This window comes from Sulfitobacter sp. HI0040, assembly GCF_001634885.1.
Taxonomy (GTDB): domain Bacteria; phylum Pseudomonadota; class Alphaproteobacteria; order Rhodobacterales; family Rhodobacteraceae; genus Sulfitobacter.
Map to the genome: position 1 here is coordinate 1 of NZ_LWEX01000098.1, position 7,500 is coordinate 7,500.

The 7,500-nt window shown below is 61.0% G+C and carries 7 protein-coding genes; 3 read left to right on the forward strand and 4 right to left on the reverse strand.

Going from position 1 to position 7,500, the window contains the following annotated elements:
• The 3 genes from A3728_RS07535 to A3728_RS07550 all read right to left on the reverse strand — a co-directional run.
• The coding region (locus A3728_RS07535; RefSeq protein ID WP_150120685.1) for a DNA polymerase IV at nucleotides 1-704 on the reverse strand (704 nt) is incomplete at its 3' end.
• Between the two features lie 269 nt (nucleotides 705-973).
• Entirely contained in the window at nucleotides 974-1,669 is a 696-nt protein-coding gene (gene pyrF / locus A3728_RS07545) for an orotidine-5'-phosphate decarboxylase (protein ID WP_067921711.1), read from the reverse strand.
• A 234-nt stretch (nucleotides 1,670-1,903) separates the two neighbouring features.
• Nucleotides 1,904-2,218, reverse strand: coding sequence for an orotidine 5-phosphate decarboxylase (locus A3728_RS07550; RefSeq protein ID WP_067921714.1), 315 nt, complete (start codon nucleotides 2,216-2,218; stop codon nucleotides 1,904-1,906).
• A gap of 409 nt (nucleotides 2,219-2,627) precedes the next feature.
• On the opposite strand from A3728_RS07550, the gene clpB reads away from it, so the two are divergent.
• A complete protein-coding gene (gene clpB / locus A3728_RS07555) occupies nucleotides 2,628-5,243 on the forward strand; it encodes an ATP-dependent chaperone ClpB (RefSeq protein ID WP_067921717.1) in 2,616 nt (871 codons plus the stop codon).
• 97 nt (nucleotides 5,244-5,340) lie between these two features.
• On the opposite strand, the gene A3728_RS07560 is transcribed toward clpB, so the two are convergent.
• Nucleotides 5,341-5,715: a DUF302 domain-containing protein gene (locus A3728_RS07560; RefSeq protein WP_067921723.1), complete on the reverse strand. Its 375-nt coding sequence runs from the start codon at nucleotides 5,713-5,715 to the stop codon at nucleotides 5,341-5,343.
• 173 nt (nucleotides 5,716-5,888) lie between these two features.
• Between A3728_RS07560 and msrP the strand changes: the two genes are divergently transcribed.
• Together msrP and msrQ are read left to right on the forward strand one after the other, a co-directional pair.
• Nucleotides 5,889-6,800 carry a protein-methionine-sulfoxide reductase catalytic subunit MsrP gene (gene msrP, locus A3728_RS07565; RefSeq protein ID WP_067921720.1) on the forward strand — a complete coding sequence of 304 codons (912 nt, stop codon included), beginning with the start codon at nucleotides 5,889-5,891 and terminating at the stop codon, nucleotides 6,798-6,800.
• A complete protein-coding gene (msrQ, locus tag A3728_RS07570) occupies nucleotides 6,801-7,433 on the forward strand; it encodes a protein-methionine-sulfoxide reductase heme-binding subunit MsrQ (RefSeq protein WP_443069061.1) in 633 nt (210 codons plus the stop codon).
• Nucleotides 7,434-7,500: the final 67 nt, after the last annotated feature.

Genomic DNA, 7,500 nt, shown 5'->3' on the forward strand with positions numbered 1-7,500 from the left:
AGATCCGCGAAGGTGCGGATACCGGCTTTTTCCAACGCGCTCTGGGTAACCGCGCCCACGCCCCATATCAGGCCGACCGGCTTGTCCCGCAGAAACGCCGCCGTGTCCGCCACACCGATCACGGAAAACCCCTGCGGCTTGTTGATGTCGGATGCCACCTTTGCCAGAAACTTGTTGTGGCTGAGGCCGATGGAGCCGGTCAGACCCAGTTCGGTCTTCATCCGCTTCACCAGACGCGCAAGCATCACCGCGGGCGGTGCGCCATGCAACCGGGTGGTTCCCGTCATGTCGAGGAAGGCCTCATCAAGCGACAGGGGCTGCACGGCGGGTGTGAGCTCTTCCATCATGCTTCGGATCGCGCGGCTCGCTTCGACATAGGCCTGCATCCGGGGTTTGACGATCACTGCTTCGGGGCAGAGCTTGAGCGCCTGAAACATCGGCATCGCGGACCGCACGCCCCTGATCCGGGCGACATAGCAAGCAGTCGAAACCACACCCCGCCGCCCGCCGCCGATGATGACGGGTTTGCCTTCCAACTCCGGATTGTCGCGCTTTTCCACCGAGGCATAGAAAGCGTCGCAGTCCATATGTGCGACGGAAAGGTCGTGCAGTTCCGGATGGGCCAGCACACGCGGGCTGCCGCAGGACGGACAACGCCGTGCGGCTTCGATCTGGTGCAGGCAATCACGACAAATAGCGGGCATGGCAATATCGATGGGGTCCGCCCCATTCTACGGTATTCGTTTCGCGATGAACATGGGGGCGAAGGGCCGCGGCGCTTAGGCCAACGAAAGGCCCCCCGCCTGAGTGAGCGGGGGGAGGTGACGAACATCAGGAAGAACCAGTTCGTCGGGGAGTATCACCTGAATTCAGGTTAGCACGCAGTTGGCATATGACACAGGTGAGAATGGATGTATTTGTCAGGCGCGATAAGTTTGTGTTCAATTTGTGACACAACGAGCGGATGCGTCGCTTATTGATCACGAATCTCGGACAATACCGCCTGCGCAGCTGCTGCTGGGTCCTCAGCCTGAACGATCGGCCGCCCGACGACGATATGGTCGGCGCCATTTCCCAGTGCCTGAGCCGGGGTCGCCACGCGTTTCTGGTCCCCCAGTGACGCCCCAGCGGGTCGAACCCCCGGCGTCACGATGAGCTTACCCCTGCTTTCGGGCAAAGCGCGGATCGCCGCCGCCTCGTTGGGGGAGGCGATGACGCCGTCAGCGCCGGCATCGAAAGCCCGCCCGGCGCGTTCTGTGACCAGATCGGCGATATCCCCGGGCCGCAGCAACGCGGCATCGAGGTCCGACCTGTCGAGCGAGGTCAGAATGGTGACGGCAAGGATCTTGAGCTCCGATCCTGCGGCCCCTTCCTTTGCAGCCCGGACCACATGCGGATCGCCATGAACGGTCAAAAAATCAAGGTCGAATTGTGCCAGCCCCCGGACTGCCGCTTCGACGGTCGCACCGATGTCGAACAGCTTCATGTCGAGGAAGATGCGCTTGCCATGCTCCGATTTCAGTTCATTGGCGAGTGCGAGGCCGCCCCCTGTCAGCATGCCCAGACCGATCTTGTAGAATCCGACGGAATCGCCCAGTCGCTGGGCGAGTTCCAGCCCTGCCACGGCATGCGAGACATCAAGTGCCACGATCAATCTGTTGTCTGTCATGGTGTCGTGCTCCTGCCCTGGGCGTTGTCGAGCCTGATTAGGCAGGCGGGGGGCATGTGTCCATCCGGGGAGACAAAAAAGCCCGGATGATAACAATGTATCATCCGGGTCAGTATCAGAGACTTTGCAGGCAGGCAGCTGTCTCTGGCAAGCGGAATACTGCGTCGGGACAGAAGTAACGCAGTGGCAGATCCGCTATGGGGGTGCGGGGCGCCGAGGGGCGCCCCGCGAAATTCAGGCCGCGTTGCGACCGGGCAGGCGCATCAGGCCTTCGAGCCAGCGACGGGGATCGAAAGCGGGGCGCCCGGCACGCAGGGCGGGAACATGGGGGCGAGCCTCGGAATAAAGACCGCCGCGCACTTCGTAGCGGCGAAGGGCCTGCCTGCGCAGGCCATCAGCGGCGTCCTCGAAGCTCATAGAAATGGGTGCGTCAATCGCACAGGCATATTTACGGGTCAGATCGCCATCGTTTACAGTCACCAACGCTTCGAACGTCTGGTTTGCCGCATTATAGATGACTTCTGTCAGCTGGATTTGGCGCGTCTGCATCGTTTTCACCTCACGGTTATCGATTTTTCTCGAAGAGCGACTTCTTACTTCGTTATGCTCTGTCCATTAAACGAGCGGGGACCACGGGAAGTTCCATCCGGTGCGCTCGTTCTGTGGATAATTTGTATTTCCAATTTCAAAACAAAGCTTTGCATCTGGATATCTGGGCGCAAGGGAATGGTTCGCCTAGCCTGGTAGCGTAAAATCGCCGTGAGGTGGTCGTGAGCGGGCCAGAGGGGAAAGGGAAACTGACCCCCCGCTACTTTCTTGTCCGTTGGCGGAATATTCGGTCATTCCAAACCCTTGAACCGGAGCGGGGTGCTCCCCAAATGTTTCTTCGAGGCCCATGGTTCCACGTGCCGCTGAGCGGGCGGGAACACGCAGGGCGCTTAACGAAAAGGAGAGAACCATGGACTTGAGCAAGTTCACGGAAAGATCGCGCGGTTTCATCCAGGCCGCGCAGACCATCGCTGCCCGGGAAAGCCATCAACGGCTTGCTCCCGAGCATCTCTTGAAGGCCCTGATGGATGATGAGCAGGGTCTCGCAAGCAATCTTATCGCAGCATCCGGCGGTCAGCCCGCCCGCGTAGCCGAAGCCGTCGAACTTGCCATGGGAAAGATGCCCAAGGTAACCGGCGACGCGGCGCAGGTGTATCTGGACAACACGACCGCCAAGGTGCTGGCGGAGGCCGAAGCACTGGCCAAGAAGGCTGGCGACAGCTTCGTCCCGGTAGAGCGCATCCTGATGGCGCTGTGCATGGTGAAATCCGGTGCCAAACAGGCATTGGAAGCCGGGCATGTGACCGCACAGGGGCTGAACGCCGCGATCAATGATATCCGCAAGGGCCGGACCGCTGACAGCGCCAATGCCGAAGAGGGCTACGACGCGCTGAAGAAGTACAGCACCGACCTCACCGCCCGGGCCGAGGAAGGCCGGATCGACCCGATCATCGGACGGGACGAGGAAATTCGCCGTGCCATGCAGGTTCTGAGCCGTCGCACCAAGAACAACCCGGTACTGATTGGTGAGCCGGGCGTGGGTAAGACCGCGATTGCCGAAGGACTTGCCCTGCGGATCGTCGATGGCGACGTGCCGGAATCCCTGCGGAACAAGCGCCTGCTGGCGCTTGATATGGGTGCGCTCATCGCGGGTGCGAAATATCGTGGTGAGTTCGAAGAGCGGCTCAAGGCCGTCTTGACCGAAGTGACCGAAGCCGCCGGTGAAGTGATCCTGTTCATCGACGAGATGCATACGCTCGTCGGGGCAGGGAAGGCCGATGGCGCGATGGACGCGTCGAACCTGCTGAAGCCCGCGCTCGCCCGTGGTGAATTGCACTGCGTCGGTGCGACCACGCTCGACGAATATCGCAAGTATGTCGAGAAGGACGCGGCGTTGGCGCGGCGGTTCCAGCCCGTGATGGTGCAGGAGCCCACCGTGGAGGATACCGTTTCGATCCTTCGGGGTATCAAGGAGAAGTATGAACTGCACCACGGTGTGCGGATCAGCGACTCCGCCCTTGTCGCCGCGGCTACGCTCTCGCACCGTTATATCACCGACCGTTTCCTGCCGGACAAGGCGATCGACCTGATGGACGAAGCCGCAAGCCGTCTGCGCATGGAAGTGGACAGCAAGCCCGAAGAACTGGACGCGCTGGACCGGCAGATCCTTCAGCTTCAGATCGAGGCGGAAGCCCTGAAGAAGGAAGACGACTCCGCAAGCAAGGATCGTCTGGAGAAGCTGGAAAAGGAACTGTCCGACCTGCAGGAGAAGGCCGACAGCATGACGGCCCAGTGGCAGGGCGAACGGGACAAGCTGGAAGGGGCGCGTTCGCTCAAGGCGCGTCTGGATCAGGCGCGTGCCGAGCTTGATATCGCCAAGCGCGAAGGCAACCTCGCCAAGGCGGGGGAGCTTTCCTACGGCGTCATCCCCCAGCTTGAGCGGGAATTGGGCGAGGTCGAGGAGAACGACAGCGACCTGATGGTGGAAGAAGCCGTGCGCCCCGACCAGATCGCGAGCGTGGTCGAACGCTGGACGGGTATTCCCGCCGGCAAGATGCTCGAGGGTGAGCGCGACAAGCTCCTGCGGATGGAGGACCAGTTGCACGCCCGTGTGATCGGCCAGCATTCCGCTGTCCGTGCGGTTGCCAACGCGGTGCGCCGTGCGCGGGCCGGGCTGAACGACGAGAACCGCCCGCTGGGCAGTTTCCTCTTCCTCGGGCCGACCGGTGTGGGCAAGACCGAGCTGACGAAAGCCGTCGCCGAGTTCCTGTTCGACGACGACAACGCCATGGTGCGTATCGACATGTCGGAGTTCATGGAGAAGCACGCCGTGGCCCGGCTGATCGGTGCGCCTCCGGGGTATGTGGGCTATGACGAAGGCGGCGTTCTGACGGAAGCGGTGCGGCGGCGGCCCTATCAGGTCGTTCTGTTCGACGAGGTCGAAAAGGCGCATCCGGATGTCTTCAACGTCCTGCTTCAGGTGCTCGACGATGGTGTGCTGACCGATGGTCAGGGCCGGACGGTGGACTTCAAGCAGACGCTGATCGTGCTCACATCGAACCTCGGGGCGCAGGCGCTCAGCCAACTGCCGGAAGGCGGGGACATGGCGCAGGCCAAGCGGGACGTGATGGATGCGGTGCGCGCACACTTCCGCCCCGAGTTCCTGAACCGTCTCGACGAGACGATCATCTTCGATCGGCTTGGCCGGGAAGACATGAGCGGTATCGTCGATATCCAGCTCGGTCGCCTGCTGAAGCGTCTGGCGTCACGTAAGATCGCGCTGGAACTGGACGAAGGTGCCCGCAAGTGGCTGGCCGATGAGGGCTATGATCCCGTGTTCGGGGCGCGCCCGCTGAAGCGCGTGATCCAGCGGAGCCTTCAGGATCCTCTGGCCGAGATGATCTTGGCCGGTGACGTGAAGGATGGTGAGACGATCCATGTCTCTGCCGGAACGGACGGTCTGATTATCGGTGATCGCTTGTCGACCAGTAATCGGGCCAAGCCCGATACCGCGACGGTTCACTGAGGCGATCTGGAGGAAAGATGAAAAAGGCCGGGGTTCGCCCCGGCCTTTTTCGCTGTCTATATACATAGAATATAGTGTGGGGCGATTTCTGCCCCCTTCACTGACCGAGGGCGGCACGCGCGATCTTGTCGAGCATTGCCTGAACCTTCTGCATCTCTCCCTCCGGCAGGGCGCGGTAGCCCACCGTGACAGTCTCCTTCCCCGCAAGCTGCATCACGAATATGTCGTAGGGGCAAAATCCGATGTTCATCGGATCCGCTTCCATCACTTCCCGCGACAAGACGGCCGAACAGAAGCTGTAGACCTCCGCCGCCTCGAACAGCGTGACGTCCGATCCCACGTCTTCGCGGGTGCGCTCCAGCATTTCCCCCACGTGGCTGACGTTCTCCGCCACGAGGCCTTCGTTCAGGATCGCGTTTTCGACGCCGAAGGCCACGTCATCGAAAGGCTGATCGGTTTCGTATGTGACCATTTCCTGTGCGCTGAGGGGCAGGGCGAGGCTGACGAAGAATGGCAGGACAAGGCGGAACACGGTGCATCTCCTTCGCTGACAATCGGGTGTGCTGGCTGAAACGTGAGGCGATAGCGTTTTGTTCGAGCCAGGGCCGACACTACATTTACGCAAGTATATAGAGGAGTAGCATCATGGCAAACCGCTGGCAGAATACCCTTTCGGAAAACGATGTCACGCCGGAGGCCGCATTTTTGAACCGTCGGCAGATCATGGCGGGCGGGGTCGCGGGGCTTGGCCTCGCATCGGGGCTGGGGGGCAGCCCCGCTCTCGCGCAGGAAGCGCTGGACCCCAACGATTACGAAGACATCACTCAGTACAACAATTACTATGAATTCGGCACCGGTAAGGATGACCCTTCCCGCTATGCCGATCAGCTGACGACCACACCCTGGTCCGTGAAGATCGAAGGTATGGTGGACAAGCCCGGCGACTACGCTTTCGAGGATATCATGAAAGCGGTGACGATCGAGGATCGTCTCTATCGTTTCCGCTGCGTGGAGGCGTGGTCGATGGTCGTTCCGTGGAACGGTTTCGAACTGGCCGACCTGCTCGATATGGCGGGCGTACAATCCGGCGCGAAATACGTTGCCTTCGAAACGGCGCTGCGCCCGGATGAGATGCCCGGCGTGAAGTTCCCCGTCCTTGAATGGCCCTATGTCGAGGGGTTGCGGCTGGACGAGGCGATGCATCCGCTGACGATCATGGCGACGGGTATCTACGGCAACGACATCCCCAACCAGAACGGGGCGCCCCTTCGATTGGTGGTTCCGTGGAAATATGGGTTCAAGTCCATCAAGTCGGTCGTGCGGATTACCCTCACGGATACCCAGCCGCCCACCAGCTGGAACAAGGCGAACCCCCGGGAATACGGTTTCTATAGCAACGTGAACCCTGAGGTGGATCACCCCAGATGGAGCCAGGCGACGGAACGGCCCATCGGAGGAGGCCTGTTTGCCCGGCGTGTCCCCACGCTCATGTTCAACGGATACGAGGAAGAGGTCGCGAGCCTCTATTCCGGCATGGACCTGAAAGCGAACTTCTAAGTGGCCTATGAAAACAGCGCGCGGTCGGCCCCTTCGGTGGTCGATCGCCTGAACCAAACTCTGCGGCGGGTGCCGATCTGGCCGCTCTATATAATACTGTCTCTGCCGATCCCCTACTTCTTCTATCTGGGGCTGACCGGGGGGCTGGGCCCGGAGCCGATCAATGCGTTGGAGCGTGAATACGGTGCGCTCGGATTGAAGCTGTTGATCGCGGGGTTGGCCATTACGCCGCTTCGGCGTTTCGCGGGCCTGAACCTGATCCGGTTCCGCCGCGCCATCGGTGTGATGACCTTCGTCTATATACTGTCGCATTTTCTTGTCTGGGCGTTTCTCGACATCCAGACGCTGGACCGGGTCTGGTCCGACATCCTGAAGCGTCCCTACATTACGATAGGCATGGCCGGGTTCCTTTGCCTGATTCCCCTGGCGGCGACATCGAACAACTGGTCGGTGCGCCGACTCGGGCCCCGCTGGCGGAAGCTGCACAAGCTGACCTATGCGGCAGTGATCCTCGGCGGTGTACATTACATCTGGCTGGTGAAGGGCATTCAGCTCGAACCGCTCATCTATATGGCGGTTATTCTCGGCTTGCTGGCGCTTCGAATCCCGGGTCGGCGCAAAAAATCGGGCTGACGACAGAAAACGCGCCCCCGATCCCCATCCTGAGAAAGCAGAGAAGCGATTCACCCCCGGTGAATCG